General features: G+C 72.7%; 14 protein-coding genes. 7 read left to right on the top strand and 7 right to left on the bottom strand.

Going from position 1 to position 18,508, the window contains the following annotated elements; genetic code table 11:
- A complete protein-coding gene (locus OG776_RS07590; protein ID WP_148011316.1) occupies positions 1–2,814 on the top strand; it encodes an NHLP bacteriocin export ABC transporter permease/ATPase subunit in 2,814 nt (937 codons plus the stop codon).
- A gap of 4 nt (positions 2,815–2,818) precedes the next feature.
- On the opposite strand, the gene OG776_RS07595 is transcribed toward OG776_RS07590, so the two are convergent.
- Together OG776_RS07595 and OG776_RS07600 are read right to left on the bottom strand one after the other, a co-directional pair.
- On the bottom strand, positions 2,819–3,355 hold the full coding sequence (locus tag OG776_RS07595; protein WP_148011315.1) for an SRPBCC family protein: 537 nt from the start codon (positions 3,353–3,355) through the stop codon (positions 2,819–2,821).
- A gap of 6 nt (positions 3,356–3,361) precedes the next feature.
- A complete protein-coding gene (locus OG776_RS07600; protein WP_148011314.1) occupies positions 3,362–3,715 on the bottom strand; it encodes an ArsR/SmtB family transcription factor in 354 nt (117 codons plus the stop codon).
- 211 nt (positions 3,716–3,926) lie between these two features.
- Between OG776_RS07600 and OG776_RS07605 the strand changes: the two genes are divergently transcribed.
- Positions 3,927–5,426, top strand: coding sequence for an MFS transporter (locus OG776_RS07605; RefSeq protein WP_148011313.1), 1,500 nt, complete (start codon positions 3,927–3,929; stop codon positions 5,424–5,426).
- 331 nt (positions 5,427–5,757) lie between these two features.
- On the opposite strand, the gene OG776_RS07610 is transcribed toward OG776_RS07605, so the two are convergent.
- Positions 5,758–6,204 carry a protease inhibitor gene (locus OG776_RS07610; RefSeq protein ID WP_148011312.1) on the bottom strand — a complete coding sequence of 149 codons (447 nt, stop codon included), beginning with the start codon at positions 6,202–6,204 and terminating at the stop codon, positions 5,758–5,760.
- A 350-nt stretch (positions 6,205–6,554) separates the two neighbouring features.
- Here OG776_RS07610 and OG776_RS07615 point away from each other — a divergent pair, with 350 nt between their 5' ends.
- The 3 genes from OG776_RS07615 to OG776_RS07625 all read left to right on the top strand — a co-directional run bounded on the left by OG776_RS07615 (position 6,555) and on the right by OG776_RS07625 (position 9,744).
- Positions 6,555–7,151 carry a hypothetical protein gene (locus OG776_RS07615; RefSeq protein WP_148011357.1) on the top strand — a complete coding sequence of 199 codons (597 nt, stop codon included), beginning with the start codon at positions 6,555–6,557 and terminating at the stop codon, positions 7,149–7,151.
- 245 nt (positions 7,152–7,396) lie between these two features.
- Positions 7,397–8,992: a purine-cytosine permease family protein gene (locus tag OG776_RS07620; RefSeq protein WP_148011311.1), complete on the top strand. Its 1,596-nt coding sequence runs from the start codon at positions 7,397–7,399 to the stop codon at positions 8,990–8,992.
- A complete protein-coding gene (locus tag OG776_RS07625) occupies positions 8,992–9,744 on the top strand; it encodes a cyclase family protein (RefSeq protein WP_148011310.1) in 753 nt (250 codons plus the stop codon). The genes OG776_RS07620 and OG776_RS07625 overlap by 1 nt, the downstream gene beginning before the upstream one ends.
- A 322-nt stretch (positions 9,745–10,066) precedes the next feature.
- Here OG776_RS07625 and OG776_RS07630 read toward each other — a convergent pair whose 3' ends face one another.
- Positions 10,067–11,248, bottom strand: coding sequence for a PucR family transcriptional regulator (locus tag OG776_RS07630; protein WP_222723816.1), 1,182 nt, complete (start codon positions 11,246–11,248; stop codon positions 10,067–10,069).
- A 113-nt stretch (positions 11,249–11,361) separates the two neighbouring features.
- Here OG776_RS07630 and OG776_RS07635 point away from each other — a divergent pair, with 113 nt between their 5' ends.
- Both OG776_RS07635 and OG776_RS07640 read left to right on the top strand, forming a co-directional pair.
- A complete protein-coding gene (locus tag OG776_RS07635; protein ID WP_148011309.1) occupies positions 11,362–12,531 on the top strand; it encodes a lactate 2-monooxygenase in 1,170 nt (389 codons plus the stop codon).
- A complete protein-coding gene (locus tag OG776_RS07640; RefSeq protein ID WP_148011308.1) occupies positions 12,528–13,496 on the top strand; it encodes a 2-hydroxyacid dehydrogenase in 969 nt (322 codons plus the stop codon). Before OG776_RS07635 ends, OG776_RS07640 begins: the two co-directional genes overlap by 4 nt.
- Before the next feature lie 132 nt (positions 13,497–13,628).
- On the opposite strand, the gene OG776_RS07645 is transcribed toward OG776_RS07640, so the two are convergent.
- From OG776_RS07645 to OG776_RS07655, 3 genes are all read right to left on the bottom strand, one after another.
- Positions 13,629–15,572, bottom strand: a complete 1,944-nt coding sequence (locus tag OG776_RS07645) for an RICIN domain-containing protein (RefSeq protein WP_329319710.1) — start codon at positions 15,570–15,572, stop codon at positions 13,629–13,631.
- Between the two features lie 579 nt (positions 15,573–16,151).
- On the bottom strand, positions 16,152–16,769 hold the full coding sequence (locus tag OG776_RS07650) for a hemerythrin domain-containing protein (RefSeq protein ID WP_148014915.1): 618 nt from the start codon (positions 16,767–16,769) through the stop codon (positions 16,152–16,154).
- Positions 16,766–18,379 (bottom strand): MFS transporter, encoded by a 1,614-nt coding sequence (locus OG776_RS07655; protein ID WP_329319712.1) that lies wholly within the window; start codon positions 18,377–18,379, stop codon positions 16,766–16,768. The genes OG776_RS07650 and OG776_RS07655 overlap by 4 nt, the downstream gene beginning before the upstream one ends.
- Positions 18,380–18,508: the final 129 nt, after the last annotated feature.

Consider the following 18,508-nt stretch of genomic DNA (forward strand, 5'->3'; position numbering starts at 1 on the left):
ATGACGACGGTTCACGAGGGCGACGTCGTCCTCGGCGCGCTCGGCACGATGGGGACGCCGGTCGACTGCGCCGGACTCAACCGCCTCGACCTGGAGGGTCCGCAGGTGCTGTGGCTGGTCGCCGCGGGCGCCCTGGACCTGTTCGCCGTGGACGCGGCGCAGCAGGGCCACTGGCACCATCTCGGCCGTCTCGAAGCGGGGTCGCTGCTGCTCGGCCCGGTCGCGGGCCCCCAGCACACGCTGGTAGGACGCCCGTTGCGGGACTGCGCGGTGCGCCGGATCGTGCTGCGGGAGCTGTACCAGCCGGTGCCCACCGAGACCTGGTCCTACGACGGTTACGGCAACCCCCAGTACGTGCCGCCGACTTCGAGCCCGCTGGAGTACGCGCTCGCGCTCGGCGTCGGCCGCAGCCTGTCCATCCTCTTCCAGGCCCCCACCGCCACGGAGAACGCGGCCGCGCTCACGGACGACGACGTCTTCTGGATGCAGGTGCCACCGGGAAGCGTGCAGTACGGCTCGCTGTACGGGGCGGAGGCCGCGGCGGACCTGCTGATGGACCCGGGGGTCTGGCAGGGCATGGTCGACCAGCAGTTCCGGCTGCTGGCCACCCTGGACCGCTGGATCGAGCAGATGGAGGCCCGTCACGAGGACCGGACCGCCGCCGGCATCAAGGCGGGTGAGGCCGTCCGCGCCCAGGCCGACCGGACCCTGCTGGCGTCCATCGGCAAGTCGTCCAAGCGCCCTACGGCGGCCGACACGGACGCCACGTACGCGGCCTGCGTACTGGTCGCCCGCGTCTCGGGGATCACCCTCGCCGAGCCCGCGCGGAGCGGCACCGAGAGCGACCGGCTCGACCCGGTGGAGCGGATCGCGCTGGCCTCGCGCGTCCGCAGTCGCACGGTGCGCCTGGACGGGGCCTGGTGGCGGGACGACATCGGTCCGCTGGTGGGCCGGCGCGCGGTGTCCGGCAGCCCGGTCGCGCTGCTGTGGCGGCGCGGCGGCTATGTGGCCGTACATCCGTCGTCGGAGCGGGAGACACCGGTCGAGAAGGCGAACGCGGCCGAGTTCGAGCCGCGGGGGGTGATGTTCTACCGGCCGCTGCCCGAACGCCGGCTGAGTCCGCTCGGGCTCGCGCGGTTCTGTCTCCGAGGCACGGGCGGCGATCTGCGCAACCTCGCGGTCAGCGGTCTCGTCACCGTGGCGATCGGCGCCCTGGTGCCGATCGCCACCGGCAAGGTGCTCGGTGAGTACGTGCCGAAGGCCCAGCACGGGCTCATCGTGCAGGTCTGCCTGGCGATCATGATCACCAGTGTGGTGTCGGCGGCGTTCATGCTGCTGCAGAACCTCACGCTGCTGCGGATGGAGGGACGGATCGAGGCGACGCTGCAACCGGCCGTGTGGGACCGGCTGTTGCGGCTGCCGACGAAGTTCTTCACCTCCCGCTCGACCGGTGAACTGGCGAGCGCCGCCATGGGGATCAGCGCGATCCGCCGGCTGCTCGCCGGTGTCGGACCCACCCTCGCGCAGGCCGGCACGGTCGGGGTGATGAACCTGGGACTGCTGCTCTGGTACAGCGTGCCCCTGGCGCTGGCCGCGGTCGCCATGCTCGTGGTCGTCGCGGGGGTGTTCCTGGGCCTCGGTCTGTGGCAGGTGCGGTGGCAGCGCCGGCTCGTCGTGCTCGGCAACAAGCTGAACAACCAGGCCTTCCAGACCCTGCGCGGGCTGCCGAAACTGCGGGTCGCCGCGGCGGAGAACTACGCGTACGCGGCCTGGGCGGGCGAGTTCGCGCGCAGCCGCGAACTCCAGCGCAAGGTCGGCCGTATCAAGAACCTCACGACGGTGCTGGGAGCGGTGTACCTGCCGCTCTGTTCCCTGCTGATGTTCATGCTGCTCGCCGGCCCGGCGAGCGGGTCGCTGTCGGCGGCGGACTTCCTCACCTTCAACACCTCGGTGACGATGCTGCTGACCTCGGTCACCCAACTGACCGGCGCCTTCGTCTCGGCGGCCGCCGCGCTGCCGATGTTCGAGGAGATCAGGCCGGTGCTCGACGCCACCCCGGAGGTCCGGGTCGCGAGCACCCGCCCCGGCGTGCTGTCCGGTGCCGTCGAGGCCCGGGGGCTCTCCTTCCGGTACGCCGACGACGGTCCACTCGTCCTGGACGACGTGTCGTTCGACGTCCGGGCGGGTGAGTTCGTGGCGATCGTCGGCCCCAGCGGCTGCGGGAAGTCCACCCTGCTGAGGCTGCTGATCGGCTTCGACAGACCGGTCTCGGGCAGTGTCCTGTACGACGGGCAGGACCTGGCGGCCCTCGACCAGTCGGCGGTGCGCCGTCAGTGCGGTGTCGTGCTGCAGCACGCCGAGCCGTTCACCGGGTCCGTGCTCGACTGCATCTGCGGCACCGAGCCGTACACCCCCGAGGAGGCCATGGCGGCGGCCGAGATGGCGGGGCTGGCCGAGGACATCCGGCGGATGCCGATGGGCCTGCACACGATCGTCTCCGGCAGCGGGGCGGTCTCGGGCGGCCAGCGCCAGCGGCTGATGATCGCCCAGGCGCTGATCCGCCGTCCCCGGATCCTCTTCTTCGACGAGGCCACCAGCGCCCTGGACAACGAGACCCAGCGCACGGTCATCGAGAGCACCCGCGCGCTCAACGCCACCCGGGTCGTGATCGCGCACCGGCTGTCCACGGTCATGGACGCCGACCGCGTGATCGTGATGGAGGGCGGCCGGGTCGCCGAACAGGGACCGCCCGAGCGGCTGCTCGCGGACACCGGCGGACGGCTGCACGAGCTGGTGCACAGGCAGTTGGCGTGAGAGGTCAGTCGATCCCCGGCACCGGAGCCCCGGAGGGGACACCGGCGGCCAGGTAGGCGCCGTAGACCTCCCGCCAGGGTGCCGCGCCGCCGGCGTGCGGGCCCGGGGAGTGCTCTCCGCGGGCCTTGGCGTCGAGGCCGGCGAGGCACACCTCCCATCCCGCGCCGTTGCGGGCGGCGGTGTCCTCGGCCGCGAGCACGTCGGTGAGGGTCAGATGGGTGCGCTTCTCGTCGAGGGCTTCGAGGTCGAAGTGGAGTTCGTCGCCGCCCCAGGCGAAGGAGAGGTGGCGGGGCGGGTCGACGGCGAGGACGCGGCCGGTGGAGTCGGGCATGTTCGGGTCGCCGCTGAACCTGATGGTCCCGCCCGGGCTCAGCTCGATCTCCGCGCGGGAGGGGAACCAGCCCGCCAGCTCCTCCGGGTCGGTCACGAACTGCCAGACGCGGTCGACCGGATGGTCGTAGGTACGGCTGAAGCGGACGGCGGGGCGGCCGTCGTCGAGGGTGAGGTAGGTGCCGGTGAGGGCGGGGCGTTCGGCCGACATGGTGACTCAGTCCTTCGCGGTGGGGGCTTCGGGGGCGTCCGACGGCTCCCCCGCCGCCTCGTCCAGGCGGCGGCCGAGAGTGTCGAGGCGGTCGTTCCACAGCGAGCGGTACGGGGCGAGCCAGGCGTCGAGCGCCGCGATCGGGGCCGGGTCCAGCGCGTAGACGCGGCGCTGCGCGTCCTGGCTGACCCGGACCAGACCCGCGTCCCGCAGCACCCGCAGATGCTTCGAGGTGCTCGGCTGGCTCAGTCCGCACGCCGCGACGATCTCTCCGACGGGGCGCGGGCGCTCCCGCAGCAGCGCGACGATGGCGCGGCGGTGCGGGTCGGCGAGCGCGGTCCAGGGAGTGGGGTCGGGCACGGAGTTCAATATGCCGCTTCGGTTATATGCCAGTCAAGGCATAGAGGGGTTCCGGGAGTCCCGCCCCGCGCCCCATGATGTGACGGTCGCCTCACTCGACTCCCCTAGCGAAACGTTGCCGTTTCGCAGGCGGTGTCCTACTGTCGATGTGTACGAAACAGTTTCGTTTACGACCTGTCATCCCGAGCGACCTCCCTGGAGCGGCTCTCCCATGTCCCAGACCCTGACCGAAGGTGCCCGCAAGGGCTCCGTGGACTCCGCGTCCGCGCCGTCGCCGCGGCGGTGGTGGATTCTCGCGATCATCGGCATCGCGCAGCTGATGGTGGTCCTCGACGCGACCATCGTGAACATCGCCCTGCCGTCCGCGCAGGCCGACCTCGGCTTCTCCGACGGCAACCGGCAGTGGATCGTCACGGCCTACTCGCTGGCCTTCGCCTCCCTGCTGCTGCTCGGCGGACGCATCGCCGACCTCTTCGGGCGCAAGCCCGCCTTCCTCATCGGCGTCGCCGGATTCGCCGGCGCCTCGGTCCTCGGCGGCGCCTCCACCAGCTTCGGCATGCTGGTCACCGCACGGGCCCTCCAGGGCGTCTTCGGCGCGCTGCTCGCCCCCGCCGCGCTCTCGCTGCTGAACACGACCTTCACCGACGCGAAGGAACGCGCCAAGGCCTTCAGCGTCTACGGCGCGATCGCCGGTGCGGGCGGCGCGGTCGGTCTGCTGCTCGGCGGTGTACTGACCGACGCGCTCGACTGGCGCTGGACGCTGTTCGTCAACCTCGTCTTCGCGGTCGTCGCCTTCGCCGGCGGCTGGGTCCTGCTGAGCAACCACCGGGACGCCGCGAACTCCCGGCTCGACCTGCCGGGCACCCTGCTGGTCTCCTCCGGTCTCTTCGCGCTGGTCTACGGATTCTCCAACGCCGAGACCCACGACTGGAGTTCGCCGCTGACCTGGGGCTTCCTGATCGCGGGCGGCATCCTGCTCAGCGCCTTCGCCGGCTGGCAGACCCGCGCCGAGCACCCGCTGCTGCCGATGCGCGTCCTGCTCGACCGCGACCGCGCCGCCTCGTTCGTCACCGTGCTGATCACCGGTGCGGGCATGTTCGGCGTCTTCCTCTTCCTCACCTACTACCTGCAGCTGAACCTGGGCTTCAGCCCGACGAAGACCGGTGTCGCCTTCCTGCCGATGATGGCCACCCTGATGGTCATGGCCCAGGTGTCCACCACCGTCCTGGTGCCGCGCATCGGCCCGAAGATCGTCATCCCGGCGGGCTTCGCGATCGCCGTCGGCGGCATGGCCTGGCTGACCGGCATCGGGGTCGCCTCGGACTTCTCCACCGCCGTGCTGCCGCAGTTGCTCCTGATCGGCGCGGGCCTCGGCATCGTGATGCCGCCCGCCATGTCGCTGGCCACCAGCGGGATCGCCGCCGAGGACGCGGGCGTCGCCTCCGCGACCGTCAACACGATGCAGCAGGTGGGCGGTTCGATCGGCACCGCGCTGCTGAACACCCTCGCCGCGAGCGCCGCGACCAGCTACCTGGCCGGCAAGGACGCGACGGACAAGCTGGTCCGCGCGCAGTCGACGATCGAGAGCTACACCACCGCCTTCTGGTGGTCGGCCGGCTTCTTCGCCGCGGGCGCGGTGATCGCCTTCCTGCTCTACCGACGTGGCACCCAGGAGCAGGACCCGGACGCCGTGCGCGCCGTCCACATGTAGTACCCGTGCAATCACCCCGGAACCGAGGGGCCGCCGTCTGCAGGGAGACGGCGGCCCCTCCTCCTGTCACCCGGCGGCTCCCCGCGCGGCGCCGCGTCCGGACGAGCCCGCGCACCGCGCCGCCGTCCTCTCACACCGTCGCGGCCCCGGACAGGCCTGGGCCGGCCCGGACGGAACCGGACCGGCCCGGAACATGCCGAAGGCCGGCCGGAGGCCCCACTCCGCCCGGCCGACCCTCGGTGCGAGATCGCGCTGCGCTCCGCGACGGGGCTCGCACTCCCCAGCTACGCTCCCCGATCGATGCTCACGAAAAGCGCGCGATCCCGGTCTCTCAGAACGTGAAGACGGTCGTCCCGTAGGAGTTCTTCACGCACTCGTTGGCGAAGGTCCGTTCGTACGCGACCCGCTTGCCCTGCCAGACGCCGGCCACCGTGACCACCACAGGGTCGAACTGCTTGGTACACAGGGCGCCGTCTCTGACCGAGAGGGCGTCGAAGTTCCCGCCGGCTCCGCGGAGTTCGGCACAGGCCTGGACGGCGGCGGGGTGGGTGCCGGAGGCGGTCGGCGCGCAGTTCAGCGTGACCGCTCGTTCCGGGGTGGCGGTGTCGGCGTCCTGTCCGTGACCCGTGGTGAGCACCAGGGCCGACGGGGCGTAGAGCCCGGAGGGGGCGAGGGCGGGGGCAGTGGCGGGGGCGGCGAGCGCGGACCCTCCGAGGGGCCCGCAGACGGCGGTGGCCGCGAGGGTGAGAGTCGCTGCCCAGCGCGCGGTGTTCGGCATTGTGTGCATCCTTCCGCTCGGTTGAATGCGGCACCGGCTCGGTGTGTGTCGGTGCGGCGAGCGCGAGTCTGCCGAGTCCACACGGGAAACACACATCGACCCCACACGTTTCGGTAACTTTGAGTATTGAATCACTGGCGCGAAGTAACGAAGACCGAACGTGTGAGCCCCACAACCGCACGGGCGTTGATCGCCCGGGGCATCTTCCTGGCCGGATTTCCCCGGCTCCGCAATAGGCCTGAAACATTCCGCTCGGCGCGCCTCCTGGCCCCGCGCAGCCTTCTTCCGCTCATGGCGGACAGCGCCTCACGCCCCTTGCGCGGCCGATGCGGCGGAGTAATGGTGATTACATGATTACAGCAGAGCAACGCGACCAGATGCGCGGCTGGTTCGCCGGCCGTCTCCCCGACGATCTCTTCGAGAGCCTGGCGGAGGTGACCGTCGACCGCGAGGAGATCACCGTCGTCGGCCGCATCCCGGAGCCCCGGCTCGCCGAGGGCGCCTCGGCCCCCGAGCAGGAGGCGGCCGTCCGGGCCCGCGTCCAGGAGTTCCGCGAGCGCACCCGTGACGACCGGGTCGCCGTCGCGCGCGAGGCGGAGCACCGGTTCCGCAGGAAGGTGTCCTGGGGGGTGGAGTGCGGGGGCGAACGCGCGCTGTTCACGCACGTCGCGGCACCTGTCATGACCCGCCTGCGCCAGCCCGAACGCCAGGTCCTCGACACCCTCGTCGCCGCGGGCGTGGCCCGCAGCCGCAGCGACGCGCTCGCCTGGTGCGTCCGTCTCGTGCAGCGCCACACCGACGACTGGCTGACAGAACTGCGCGACTCCCTCGCGCACGTGGAGCGGGTCCGGGCCCAGGGACCGGACGCCGGACCGCGGGAATCCGCCGCCGACAACGGAGCCGAGCAGGGCGATCAGGGCGGGGAGGAGCAGGAAGGGAAGGGGTGAACGGCGGGTGACGCCCGGACGGCGGACCGCTCGCCTCCATGGAGGGTTCGTACTGCGGTGACCCTGAAGACGGATGATCCGTCCACTGGTGTCCCTGTTCCACGACGCCTTACCGTCGGCACACCCCACGGGGACGGCCTCCGCTCACGTCGCACACCCCGGCGACGACAACCGGCCACCCCTCCCCCGGGCGCCACCACGCGCTCCACCGCCCGTCAGGGTAGAGCCACTTCGCTGGAGCACTCTTGTCCGACAACTCCCCGACCACGTCCCCGTCCCTCACCGAGGTCGAGACCTACGGCGTCGAGCGGATCCCCGACGCGGACCGCAGCGCGTCGCCGCTCGACCTGTTCCGGGTCGCCTTCGGCGGCGCGAACACCTTCTCCACCTGTGTTCTCGGAGCCTTCCCCATCCTCTTCGGCCTGTCCTTCTGGCAGGGCCTCATGGCCACCCTCCTCGGCGTGGTGGCGGGTGCGCTGATCCTCTGCCCGATGGCGGTGTTCGGCCCGGTCAACGGCACGAACAACGCCGTCTCCTCCTCCGCGCACCTCGGGGTGCACGGCCGGGTGGTCGGTTCCTTCCTCTCCCTGCTCACCGCGATCGCCTTCTTCTCCATCTCCGTGTGGAGCTCCGGCGACGCCCTGGTCGGCGGCGCGCACCGGCTCTTCGGCCTGGAGCGCAGCAATCTGTCGTACGTCGTCGCGTACGCGCTGTTCGCCGGTCTGGTGCTCGCCGTGTGCGTCTACGGCTTCCGGTTCATGCTCTTCGTCAACAAGATCGCGGTGACCTCGGCGACCGTGCTGTTCCTGCTCGGCGCGGTCGCCTTCGCCGGTGACTTCGACCCCTCGTACGCGGGTGTCTTCACCGCCTCGGCGGACGCGGCCACCCAGTCGATGTTCTGGCCGTCGTTCATCGGCTCGGCGCTGATCGTGCTGTCGAACCCGGTGTCCTTCGGCGCGTTCCTCGGCGACTGGTCGCGCTACATCCCGGCGGACGCGCCGCGCCGCAGGGTCGTCGGTGCCGCGTTCCTCTCACAGATCGCGACGCTGCTGCCGTTCGTCTTCGGTCTGGCCACCGCGAGCATCATCGCGACGAAGGCTCCCAAGTACGTCGATCCGTCCGCCCCCGACTTCGTGGGCGGGCTGCTGGCGATCTCCCCGAGCTGGTTCTTCCTGCCGGTGTGTCTGCTCGCGCTGATCGGCGGCATGTCGACGGGCACGACCTCGCTGTACGGGACCGGGCTCGACTTCTCGTCGGTGTTCCCCCGGCTCTCGCGGGTCCAGGCCACGCTGGTGGTGGGGGTGCTGTCGATCGCCTTCATCTTCATCGGCCGCTTCGGTCTGAACCTCGTCCAGTCCATCTCCACGTTCGCCACGATGATCATCACCTGCACCACTCCGTGGATGGTCGTGATGATGCTGGGCTTCTACACCCGGCGGGGCTGGTACGACCCCGACGCCCTGCAGGTCTTCAACCGCCGCCAGCGCGGCGGACGTTACTGGTTCTCGCACGGATGGAACTGGCGGGGCATGACGGCGTGGTGGGTCTCCGCGGTGGTCGGTGTGCTCTTCACCGACATCCCCGGGCAGTTCGTCGGACCGCTGGGCGACCTGGCGGGCGGTGTCGACATCAGTCTGCCGCTGTCGCTCGCCGTCGCGGCGGTGCTGTTCCTGACACTGCTGCGGGTCTTCCCCGAACCCCGGGCCGTGTACGGGCCCGAGGGCGCGCGGCTGGCCCGCACGGTCGACGTCCCGGTGCCGGCGATCACCGGGCCGGGCACGGAGACCGACGGCTCGCACACGGACGGCTCGGCGCCGGTCGTCGCCGCCGGAGGCAGCTGATGGACTCCTGGTTCGACCTGTCGGTCCCCGTGGCCACCGGGATGCCCGTCTATCCCGGTGACCCGCCGGTCGAGGTGACCAGGGCGCTGACGGTCGCCGAGCACGGTGTCAACGTCCTGCGGCTGCACATGGGTTCGCAGTCGGGCACCCACGTCGACGCGCCGTACCACGTGGACGAGTCCTGGCCCACGCTGGACGATCTGCCGCTGGCACGGTTCGCCGGAGCGGCCGTGGTGGCCGACGTCCGGCGACTGGCGCCGCGCGCGCCGATCACGCCGGAACATCTCGCGCCCGCGCTCGGCCTCCTCGGGCCGCGTGCGGCCGGGATCCTCCTGCTGGCCACCGGCTGGTCGGCGCACTGGGGCACGGACCACTACGCGGAGCACCCCTGGCTCACGCCGGAGGCCGCCCGGGCCCTCGTCACCGCGGGCGTGCGCACCGTGGCCGTCGACGCGCTGAGCGTGGACCCGACCGGTGGGGCGGAGCTGCCGGCCCACCGCGTGCTGTGCGGCGCGGGAGGGGTCATCGCCGAGAACCTGACCGGACTCGACCGGCTCGCGGAGGCGCAGGCCGCGGGCAGGCCGGTCGAGGTCTTCCTGTTCCCGCTGCGCCTGCCGGGAGCGGACGGCGCGCCGGTCCGGGCCACGGCCCGCGTCGGGGACGTGGCAGTCGAGGACGTGGCAGTCCCGGACGTGGATCCGGACACCCGCCCGCGGCGCGGACCTTCTCCGGCGCCGGGCGAGAGGGTCTGAGCGGAGGGGACGGCGGGGCCCGCGCCCGGACCCTCGCCCGGAGCCGTCGCGCGGAGCCCTCGCGCGGCTCCCGGGCCGAGGCCGGCGCGGGGCATCCGGCCCGGAGTCCGCGCGGGGGCTCCGGTCCAGAACCCGGTGGGGAGAACCTGCGCGGGAACGGACGGCGGGACCTGGCCCGGCACTTGACGGAGGGACCCGGCCGGAACCCGGCCCGGGATCCCCCGGAACTCCCCGGATCAGGACCTCGTCGCGCCGTGCGATGCGCCGGATGAGCCGCTACCGGCGCACGGACCCGGCCGCGAATCCCTCGGAGAGCCCCCGCTCAGGACCTGATCGTGCGGGCGATGTCCAAGGTGAGCCGTTGCCAGGCGTCGCGCGGGTCGCGGTCCGTCAGTTCGCGGACGCGGCGCAGGCGGTAGCGCAGGGACTGGGCGTGCAGGTGGAGTTCCCGTGCGGCGGCGTTCGCCGACCCCGTGTCGAGGTACGCGGTGAGCGCCGCCAGCAGGTGCCCCTGCCCGGGATCGATGAGCGGCCCGAGCACCAGACGGGCGACGGCGTCCGGTGGCAGGGCCGGATGCCCGGCCAGCAGCGCCAGGACATGGGCGTCGGCGTCGGTGAGGAGACGGCCTCCCCGGTACGCGTGGGCGGGTGCCGTGTCCAGCGCGTCGGCGGCCAGCCGGTGCGCCACGGCGATCCGGTCCAGGCTCCCCGCCGTGACCGCACAGCCGCGCAGGTCCCGTGCGCGGAGCACCTCCCCGGCCGCCGAGGTGACGGCGGCGGGCACCAGCAGGACGGCGCGGGGGCCCCGTACCGTCGTCGCCCAGGTGACGTCGGGAGCGCCGGTCGCGTCGAGCGCGTCCAGCAGGGCCGTCACCGCGTCGTGCGTCATGTCGGGCCGGTCCGGACCGGCCGGCTCCGCCACCAACAGGACGGCGGGGTCGGGAAGTTGGACACCCAGCCGGGCCGCGCGGTCGGCCGGTGCCCCCGCCGAGGCGTGCCGCCCGGCGATCAGGTCGTCCAGGAGCAGGCGCAGCGCCCGGTCGCGGTCGGCCGCGAGGTCCTCGCTGGTCGCGGCGTACGCGGTGGCCATCTCCTCGGAGAGGATGTCGAGCGCGGTCAGCAGCATCCTGGTGAGTGCCAGGGCATCCGACGCGGTCAGTCCGGGCGCGCGGGCGGCGATCTCGTCCGTGAGAACGGTCGCCGCCACCCGGTAGGCGCGCAGCACCGCCCGCACCGGACGGCCGTCGGCCGCGCGGGCCGCCGCGATGCCCCGGAAGCGCCGCAGGTCCGACGGGCCCAGGCCGGAGTCGGTCGCCCACAGGTGGAGCAGGCGCTCCAGCCCCCAGGCCGCGATGGCCCGTACCTCCGGCAGCCGGCTGCCGTCGAGCGCGGCGTAGGCCGGCACCTGTGCGTGCACGGCGGCCACGACCGCCTCCACGACACGCGGGTCCGCGACCATCTCCTGCCGTACGCGTTCCCTGACGTCCACGGGCGTTTTTGTCACAGAGTGATGATTCCAGCCGCGCGATGTGCGCACCACGGTGGACGGGCCTTGTCACACTCGCCAGGATCGACGGCGTACAGCGCGATCTCAGGGACGAGAGGCGGGACGTACGGATGGCGAAGCACTGGGCCGACTTCCAGTACGAGATCTATCTGAACGGAATGACGGGCGCCGTGCCGCGGCTGCCCACCGATCTGACCCGGCTGGAGGAACTCACCGAGCAACGGCTCGGCCCCGGTCCGGTCGGTTATGTGGCGGGCAGCGCCGGGAACGGCAGCACCGCGCGGGCGAACCGGGAGGCTCTCGACCGCCGCCGGATCGTGCCGCGGATGCTGCGGGACGTGCACGAACGCGACCTGTCCGTCGAGGTGCTGGGGCGTGCCCTGCCCGCGCCCTTGGCCCTGGCGCCCGTGGGCGTACTGTCGATCATGCACCCGGACGCGGAGTCCGCCGCCGCACGGGCCGCCGCGGCACAGGGTGTCCCGTACATCCTGTCCTCGGCCTCCAGCACGCCGATGGAGCAGGTCGCCGAGGCGATGGGCGACGCGGAACGCTGGTTCCAGCTGTACTGGGCGAAGGACCGCGAGGTCACCCGGAGCTTCCTCGACCGGGCGAAGGCCGCCGGATTCACGGCTCTGCTCGTCACGCTGGACACTCCCCTGCTGGCCTGGCGGCCTCGCGATCTCGACCAGGCGTACCTGCCGTTCCTGCACGGCGTCGGCACCGCGAACTACTTCTCCGACCCGGCGTTCCTCGCGGGCCTCGCCAAGCCGGTCCACGAGGACCCGAACGCGGCCGTGATGCACTTCGTCGGCATGTTCGCCGATCCCGGCAAGACCTGGCCGGACCTGGCCTTCCTGCGGGAGAACTGGGACGGTCCCCTCGTCCTGAAGGGCATCCTGCACCCCGACGACGCCCGGCGCGCGGCCCACGCGGGGATGGACGGCGTGGTGGTCTCCAACCACGGCGGCCGGCAGGTGGCGGGGGCGGTGGGGGCGGCCGACGCGCTGCCCCGTGTGGCAGAGGCGGTCGGCGACCGGCTGACCGTCCTGTTCGACAGCGGGGTCCGCACCGGTGACGACATCTTCAAGGCGCTCGCCCTCGGCGCCCGGGCCGTGCTCGTCGGACGGCCTTACGCCTACGGTCTCGGCCTCGACGGACAGGCCGGGGTCGAGCACGTGATCCGCTGTCTGCTCGCGGAGTTCGACCTCACTCTCGCCCTGTCCGGGCACTCCCGCCCCACGGGCCTCGGCCCCGACGACCTGATCGAGGAAACGCCGTGAAGAACGTACTGGCCGTCGTCTCCGCGCATGTGGGCGGTCGCGCCGCCGGAGCCGCTCTCGCCGGGGTGTTCCCCGGCGACGCCCGCGTCACGGTCGTCGAGGCGACCGACGAGGACCCCGCGGCGCTGCGCGAGGCCCATGTCATCGTCACCGGCCTCGCCCCGGTGACCGCCGAGCACCTGGCCGCCGCACCGGACCTGGAACTGGTGCAGTGCGCCAGCCACGGCTTCGACTACGTGGACCTGGACGCCGCCCGCGCCAAGGGCGTCCCGGTGTGCAACATCGGCTCCAGCGGCGCCGAGAAACAGAACGTGGCCGAGCAGACCTTCGCCCTGATGCTCGCCCTCGCCAAGCAGTTGATCCCGGCCCACACCGCGCTCGTCGACGCCGACTGGGCGCTGCCGCGGCTGCAGCGGTCCATCACCGAACTGTCCGGCAAGACCCTCGGCATCGTCGGGCTCGGTCACATCGGTGAGGAGGTGGCCCGGCGCGCAGTGGCGTTCGACATGTCGATCGTGTACGCCGGGCCCCAGTCCGTCGGCGCGGAGGCGGAGGCGCGGCTCGGCGGCGCCCGTCACGTCCCACTCGACGAGCTGCTGCGGACGTCGGACTACGTCACGCTGCACGCCCCGCTCACGGAGACGACCCGGCATCTGCTCGACGCCGAACGGCTCGCGCTCCTGAAGCCCACCGCGTTCGTCGTCAACACCTCACGGGGCGCCCTGATCGACCAGGACGCCCTGGCGGACGCCCTCGACGCGGGCGCCCTGGCCGGCGCGGGCCTCGACGTCTTCGACCCCGAACCGCCCACGGCGGCCCTGCGGTTGCTCAAGGCGCCGAACGTGGTGCTCTCGCCGCACGTCGCGGGCGTCACCCGCGAGACGCTCGTACGGATCGCCCTGGCGGCGGTCCAGAACGCGGGGGACTTCGTGGCCGGCAGGCCGCCGCGGGACGTGGTGTCCTAGGCACCACCCCGCACCGGGGGCCACGCCCGGCGAGCCCACCTCGGCGGGTGACCGGATCGGGGCGGGGCGAGTCGGCTCGGCACACCGGACGGCCGAACCGTGCGCGCCCCGTGGGCCGATGACGCGCCCGTCTCACAGCTGGCGGGCCGTGCCACGCGGTACCGGCCCCGGAACGGCGGACGGGTCGGTGCGCCGTCCGTCCGGCGTGCCGACGGCGGACGCAGGCTCGGTGACGGGTGACGCCGACTCCGTGACAGGTGACGGCGACTCGGTGACAGGTGACGGCGACTCGGTGGCGGGTGACGTCGGCGCACCCTCCGTACTCACCTCAGCCCCCGCACCCCCTGCACCGGTCACACCCCCGATCGACAGCGACCGCGGGACCGGCGGCGGTTCGGTCCGCCAGCGTTGTGCGAGGGAGCCGCCGCGGTCCTTCACGACGATGTCGCTGTCCTGGTCGACGGAGCCGGGGGTGACCGCGAGCCGGCCGCGCGCGCGAGGCAGCAACTCGCCCCGCACGGTGAGGTCGTACCGTACGTCGTCGCCGTGCGCGTCCCCCGGAGCGGCGCAGCGGTCCAGCGCGACGACCCCGTCGGCCGCTCCTGAGTCCAGGCACAGCCCGGGGTCGGCGGCACTGCGCAGCAGACCGTCGTTCTCGTACGACCACTGCTGGGTGCGGGCCAGGGAGCACCCGGCGAGTTCGGCCTCCGCGCCGGACCTCGCTCTGCCGCCCCGGACGTCGAGGCACAGGTCGGCGGCGAGGTTGCGCAGCCGGGTCCGCTCGACGCCCGCGGGCGGTCCGGCCGGCGTCGGCGGCGAGGCACCCGGGGACGCCGGCACGGTGCGGCCGCTGCCGACGCCCGTGGAGGCTCCGGGGTCGGCGCCGCCCCCGGAGGACCCCGTGCCCACGGCGAGCACGGTCACGAGCAGCACGGCCGAGACGGTACCCGCCCCTGTGAGCAGGGCCTTGGACCGTGCCCGTCCGGTCGGGACGCCGCGGCCCGGGGTGCTGATCTCCGCGGGTGGTCGTCGGCGTCCGCCGCTGCCGTGGCGCCCGCCCTGCGCGGCGCCGAAGTCCTCCGCCGCCCCTCCTGGGCCTTTCGCGGCTCCGTTGCCCTCCAGCCCTCCGGCGCCACGCGGCCCCCGCGCGTCGGCGCGGTCACCCGTACCGGCGCCGTCCGGTGGACCGGGGATTCCCCGCGTGCCTCCGAACACCGGGCCACCAGAGGGGCGCACGGCTGTCCGCACGCCCCCGGAGCGGCTGTCGAGGTAGCGCCGTGCACCCCAGCCGAGTACCGCTTCGGCCAGCACGATTCCCAACGCGCCGTCGCACCGGGCGATGTGTTCCTCGGCACGGCGGCAGGGGGCGCACCCCGCGCGATGGTGCCGCTCCTCCGGGGACGGCGCGCCACCGCGACGCGCCGGGACGTCCAGGCGCCGGCCGTAGAGGCCGCATTCCCGGGCCGGCGCGAGTTCCCGGTGGGCGCGTACACATCCCGCGCGGAATTGCTCACGGGCCTGTTCCAGAGCGACCGTCGCGGTGTCGAGAGTCATGCCCGACAGACCGGCCGGTACGGATAGAGGTTCCGCCTCCACCTCGGTGTGCCAGAGCAGGCACTGCGCGGAACCCGGGAGCGCGTGGAAGGAACGCTCGGCGAGCCTCCGATTTTCGGCCGTCATGGATCCCGCCACCCGCATACCACGACCACCGGCGGGTTTCCCCAACTCCGGCAGAACACAGGATATCCGGTCCTCCGCGGCCCATTCCCGCACGGTGTCCCGCACGGTCACCAGGAGGCGGGGCCGCAGGGCCGCTCCGGACTCGCCGTGCGTCAGCGAGTCGAGCGCGTAGTGGAAGGAGGTCGCGGCGACCATCGGGGCGACATGCGCCGAAGAGGCCAGACAGATGACCGAGTAGTCGTACGTCGCCTGCCAGTGCCGCGCCATCAGCAGGGCGACGGACCGGGTGGCACCGCCTGCCGGCCGTCCTCGCAGCCGGGCGGCCAGACTCTCGTCGCATTCACCGGAGGCGCCGCCGGGAGGATGGGCGGGACGTGGGGGGTGGGGGGTGGGCACGGAGCGGGTTCCTTCCGGGTGCGAGGCGACGCACAGGCCGTTTCCGGCCGCCGGGAAGCAGCTCTTCCCGGCGCGTTCCCTTTTCGGCGGCGCGCCGGGAGAACAGCCGGGCGGGAAGGCCGGTGACGGCCATTCCCCGGAGCCTTTCGAGTCCACCGGCGATCCGAAATGACGAACTCGGATTTCACACCCGGCCATTGACCACGCGCAGTGAGTCAACCCTCGCACAACCCGCTCGTGACCGACAGGGAGCCCGGGCGACATCCGTATTTTTGAAAGATGGTCAATTGCCCCGACAACTCGCCTCACTCGCACCGGTTTTCGAAATTCCGTGCGCCCCGTGTGAATCGCGCGCTCGCGCCGGAGCCCGTCGCACGCTCCCGGCGCACGGAACCCGCTGGTCCACTGGAACCCGGCCCTTCTCGGAGGCCCCGCGCGGAACGGCGGCTCTCCCGCGCGAAACCGGCCGCCGGCCCCGCTCCTCCCGCCCTCGGCCGGCGGCCCCGGACACGGCCTGCGCGGCCCGCGCGGCCGGTACGGCCCGGACGGAGCAGGGACCCCGTCCGGGCTCTCTCCGGTTCAGGCCCGCCACAACCCGCGCCTGCGGTGACCCGGCTCCCAGAAGAACCGGTTGAGGACCCGCACGGGCGGCGGCAGCGCGCCGAGGAACCGCGCCCGGTCGGCGGCGGGCGCGCCGTCGACGATCCAGGGCACGAAGACCGCGGCCCCGCGCAGTCCCTGGACCCGGCGGATCCTCCCGGTGAAGGCGCTCCAGTCCGCCGGCGTCAGAACCTCCTGGACGAGCGGCAGGGCGCCGTCCTCCTCGTGCTTGAGATGGTCGTCGAGAGCCGCCGCCAACGCGTCCACGCATGCCGGGAGTTCGTCCGGCCGTTCACCAAGGGCGGTGTCGACGGCCGTCAGCAGCGCGCCGAGGCCCGCGTGCTCCGCCTCCATCGTCGCCAGCAGGGCGACGTCCCTCGGCCGGCCCGCGGCCGCGCGTTCCACACGCGGCCACAGGTCACTGTCCTCGGCGGTGTGGTGGATGTGCAGCTGACGCGTGAAGTTGTCCCAGCCCGCGCGGACTCGGGGAGATCCCGCGGTGCCGTCCGAGACGGCGGTGGCGAGGCGTTCCAGGTCGCGCCGGAAGGCGTCGTGGGCCGCGTACATGACGGTGAGGTCGATGGTGTCGGTGCTCATGAGGCCGCTTCCTCCAGTTCGGGTCCGTACAGGGGCAGGGCGTGCGGGTTGGCCGACGGGCCGTGGTGACGGCGCAGGCCGAGACAGGCGAGCGCGCCGGTCAGCAGCACGGCGGCGGCGACCAGGACGGCGGGCCCCATCGCGTGCACGAAACCGTGGCCGAAGACCTGGCCGCCGAGTGCGCGCATGCGGTCGGCGACGTCGCGCGGGACGCCGTCCGGGAGCCGCGCCGACTGCCCCGCGCTCAGGTCGGACTCCCCCTGGGAGAAGGCTCCGACGAAACCGTCGCGGTAGGCGGCGGGCAGGCCGCCGGCCCGCTCCCGGGCCTGTTCGGGGAGCGAGGACGCCAGCCGGGCCTGGAGCACCGCGCCGACGACGGCACCCGCGAGCACCGAACCGACCTGGCGGAGCGCGTTGTTGAGGCCGGACGCGGCGCCCGAGAGCTTCGCCGGCACCTGACGCATGACCTCGGTGGCCATCGGCGCGAAGGTGAACCCGGCGCCCAGGCCCGCGAGCAGCAGGGGCAGGGCCACCGCCGTCCAGCCCGACCCCACGTCCGCCGCGGCCACGATCCACACCAGGGCCCCGGCCCAGGCCAGCAGTCCGGTCATCAGCACGAACCGCCCGCCGACCTTGTCCGCGAGGACTCCCGCGGGTCCCGCCGTCACGAACGAGCCGAGCGCGAGCGGCAGCAGGACGAGACCGGACTTGAGAGCGCTGAAGCCGAGCACGGACTGCAGGTAGATCGTCAGCGGCAGGAACATCCCGATCACGCCGAAGGACACGGTGACGCCGACGACGTTGACGAGCGTGAAGTTGCGGTCCCTGAAGAGGGAGAGGGGGACCAGCGGATCGGCGTTCTGGCGTCCGCGCTCATGGCCGAGGAACGCCGCGAAGAGCAGCGCCGCGGCGCCGAACAACGCCAGGATCCAGCCGTTCCAGTCGTACCGCTGCCCTTCCGTCAGTCCGAAGGCCAGGCAGAACAGGGCACTCGACGCGAGCAGGACGCCGGGGGTGTCGAAGCGGTGGCGCACCGTGCGGTGCGAGGCCGGGATGATCGCCACGGCGAGGACCAGCACCAGTGCCCCCAGCGGCAGGTTCACGAAGAAGATCCACCGCCAGTCCAGGTGGGTGATCAGCGCGCCGCCGATGATCGGGCCGAGCGCGCCGGAGACGCCCGCGACCGCACCCCAGACACCCATCGCGGCACCGCGCCGGTCGGCCGGGAACACCTCGGCGACGATCGAGAGGGTCTGCGGCATGAGCAGGGCCGCGCCCAGGCCCTGGACCGCGCGGAACGCGATCAGCTGGGCCGGGTCCCGCGCGAGGCCGCACGCGAGGCTGGCGAGGGTGAACAGGGCGACACCGCCGAGGAAGAGGGCGCGTTTGCCCCGCAGGTCGCCGAGGCGGCCGGCGGTGATGAGCAGCACGGCCAGTGCGAGCGTGTAGGCGTTGACGACCCAGAGGATCTCGTCCAGCGAGGCGTCGAGGTCCTGTCCCATGTCGGGGATCGCGATGTTGACGATGGTCAGGTCGAGCAGGGTCATGAAGAAGCCCAGGGAGAGCGTGACGAGGATCGCCCAGGGATTGCCGTGCCATTTCTTGAACACGATGTCCGTCTCCTAGAAGCGAGTTGTGCTCCGGCGGGTGCCGGGGCATCGGACTCGCGTCCAAGAGGGCACCGCGCCGGGACCGCGTGACGCCGTGAGACGTACGTCACTCTTCCGCCTCCGGGTGTC

The sequence above is a fragment of the Streptomyces sp. NBC_01689 genome (genome assembly GCF_036250675.1).
In the GTDB taxonomy this organism is placed as follows: Bacteria; Actinomycetota; Actinomycetes; order Streptomycetales; family Streptomycetaceae; genus Streptomyces.